General features: G+C 50.5%; 1 tRNA gene and 1 rRNA gene. Both read left to right on the forward strand.

The window, feature by feature from the left end:
* Positions 1-179 precede the first annotated feature (179 nt).
* A 23S ribosomal RNA gene (locus BLR50_RS14140) occupies positions 180-3,017 on the forward strand.
* A 124-nt stretch (positions 3,018-3,141) separates the two neighbouring features.
* Positions 3,142-3,217, forward strand: a tRNA-Lys gene (locus tag BLR50_RS14145).
* Positions 3,218-3,321 lie beyond the last annotated feature (104 nt).

Raw genomic sequence — 3,321 nt, forward strand, 5'->3', positions numbered from 1 at the left:
GGACATCTCACTGTACCTTGAAAACTGAACAAAGAAAGCAAATGCGAATGAAAGCAAAAGTAAAGTAACTGATAATAGTCAGTCGCAAGACTGATAAAATATCGGGTAAAAACTACTACAATTTGCTAAGACAATCACGCAAGTGATTGTTTGGAGAACTCAAAAGAACTCACATAAACGGTCAAGCTACAAAGGGCGCAGGGCGAATGCCTTGGCACCGGAAGCCGACGAAGGACGTGGCCAGCTGCGAAAAGCTGTGGGGAGCCGCAAGCAGGCATTGATCCACAGATATCCGAATGGGGAAACCCACCGGGATTCATACCCCGGTACGGTATACTGAATTCATAGGTATATCGAGGGAACCGCCTGAACTGAAACATCTAAGTAGGGCGAGGAAGAGAAATCAAACGAGATTCCGAAAGTAGTGGCGAGCGAAATCGGAATAGGCCAAACCGGAGGTAGAAATACGTCCGGGGTTGAGGACTGCATTTAGCATTGTCAAGCTGTAGCAGAAGTGCATGGGAAGGCACACCACAGAGGGTGATAGTCCCGTAAGCGAAACGGTAAGACAGCGAGCAGTATCCAGAGTACCGCGGGGCACGAGGAATCCCGTGGGAAGCCGGGGGGACCACCCTCCAAGCCTAAATACTAACCGGTGACCGATAGCGTATAGTACTGTGAAGGAAAGGTGAAAAGCACCCCGGGAGGGGAGTGAAATAGAACCTGAAACCCTGTGCCTACAAGCACCTACAGCACGTCAACGTGTGGTAGGGTACCTTTTGTAGAATGGTCCGGCGAGCGTATGTATGCAGCAAGGTTAAGGACTTTAAAGTCCGCAGCCGAAGGGAAACCAAGTCTGAATAGGGCGTCAAGTTGCATGCATAGGGCCCGAAACCGGGTGACCTATCCATGTCCAGGCTGAAGTGGAGGTAAAACTCCATGGAGGGCCGAACCAACCCCCGTTGAAAAGGTGGTGGATGAGGTGTGGATAGCGGAGAAATTCCAATCGAACCCGGAGATAGCTGGTTCTCCCCGAAATAGCTTTAGGGCTAGCCTCATAAGAGATTACCGGAGGTAAAGCACTGAATGGTCTAGGGGCCGAGAGGCTACCGAAGCCTATCAAACTCTGAATGCCGGATAATTGCTTTATGGGAGTCAGACTGCGTGAGATAAGTTTCGCGGTCGAAAGGGAAACAGCCCAGACCCACAGCTAAGGTCCCAAAATATCGTTAAGTGTAGAAGGATGTGGAGTTGTTAAAACAACCAGGATGTTGGCTTAGAAGCAGCCACACATTTAAAGAGTGCGTAATAGCTCACTGGTCGAATGACTCTGCGCCGAAAATGTAACGGGGCTAAACGATATACCGAAGCTTGGGCTTGACGAGTAATCGTCAGGGGTAGGGGAGCGTTGTGTAAGGGGTGAAGTCGTAGCGTAAGCGACGGTGGACATTACACAAGTGAGAATGCCGGAATGAGTAGCGAGAATTATGTGAGAATCATAATGGCCGAAAGCCTAAGGTTTTTGGAGGAAGGTTCGTCCGCTCCAAGTTAGTCGGGAGCTAAGGCGAGGCCGAGAGGCGTAGCCGATGCACATACGGTTGAAATTCCGTAACCTCTGAAGGATTTAAGCACAGGGACACTTTCAAAGTCCATGTCCCGGGCGTTGGTAGACCCGGGCGTAAGGGATCGAAATTAAGTAGGGAAGCATGGATAGAGGAAGGCAAGAAAAGCTGTGTGTATATCTGAGGAGCCCGTACCGCAAACCGACACAGGTAGGTAGGAAGAAAATTCTAAGGCCAACGGGAGAAGGGTTGTTAAGGAACTCGGCAAGTTGACCCCGTAACTTCGGGATAAGGGGTGCTCTGGAAACAGAGCCGCAGAGAATAGGCCCAGGCGACTGTTTAGCAAAAACACAGGTTTGTGCTAAATCGAAAGATGAAGTATACGAGCTGACACCTGCCCGGTGCTGGAAGGTTAAGAGGAGAAGTGCAAGCTTTGAATCGAAGCCCCAGTAAACGGCGGCCGTAACTATAACGGTCCTAAGGTAGCGAAATTCCTTGTCAGGTAAGTTCTGACCCGCACGAATGGTGTAACGATCTGGGCACTGTCTCAACAACCCGCCCGGCGAAATTGTAGTACCGGTGAAGATGCCGGTTACCCGCGACAAGACGGAAAGACCCCATGGAGCTTTACTGTAGCCTAATATTGGATTTTGGTATTTCATGTACAGGATAGGTGGGAGGCTGAGAAGCCGGTACGTCAGTATCGGTGGAGCCGCCGTTGGGATACCACTCTTGAAGTACCGAAATTCTAACCTGCGGCCATGAATCTGGTCGGGGGACATTGTTAGGTGGGCAGTTTGACTGGGGCGGTCGCCTCCAAAAGAGTAACGGAGGCGCTCAAAGGTTCGCTCAGCATGGACGGAAACCATGCTTTTGAGTGTAAACGCATAAGCGAGCCTAACTGCGAGACCTACAAGTCAAGCAGTAACGAAAGTTGGAGTTAGTGATCCGGCGGTATGTGAGTGGAAATGCCGTCGCTCAACGGATAAAAGCTACCCTGGGGATAACAGGCTGATCTCCCCCAAGAGTCCACATCGTCGGGGAGGTTTGGCACCTCGATGTCGGCTCATCGCATCCTGGGGCTGTATTCGGTCCCAAGGGTTTGGCTGTTCGCCAATTAAAGCGGTACGCGAGCTGGGTTCAGAACGTCGTGAGACAGTTCGGTCCCTATCTGTCGTGGGCGTAGGATATTTGAAAGGAGCTGTCCCTAGTACGAGAGGACCGGGATGGACGCACCTCTGGTGCACCAGTTGTCACGCCAGTGGCACAGCTGGGCAGCTATGTGCGGAACGGATAAACGCTGAAGGCATCTAAGCGTGAAACCGCCCTTAAGATAAGATATCCCACTGAGTAATCAGGTAAGACCCCTTGAAGACTACAAGGTTGATAGGCTCAATGTGTAAGCGCCGTGAGGCGTTAAGCTTGCGAGTACTAATCGGTCGAGGGCTTGACCTAAGTCAAATTATTTGACAGTGGGTTCAAAATGGTTCAATTCATTCGTAAACATGGTTCTTTGTTCAGTTTTGAAAGTACAGGTTGTGCTTTCTAAAGATTCGGACGCGTAAGCGTGCGAAGCTATGCACCAATAGCTCAGTTGGTAGAGCAGCTGACTCTTAATCAGCGGGCCCTGGGTTCGAGTCCCCGTTGGTGCACCAAACTAGGAGTTAGGTCACAGGAATTAGGAGTTAGGAGAACAAAGCCTAAGAAAGTTTTCGTAAGCCTAGACCTTCTAACTTCTTAGTTCCAGCGACACAGACGC

Source organism: Acetanaerobacterium elongatum (assembly GCF_900103835.1).
Lineage (GTDB): Bacteria > Bacillota > Clostridia > Oscillospirales > Ruminococcaceae > Acetanaerobacterium > Acetanaerobacterium elongatum.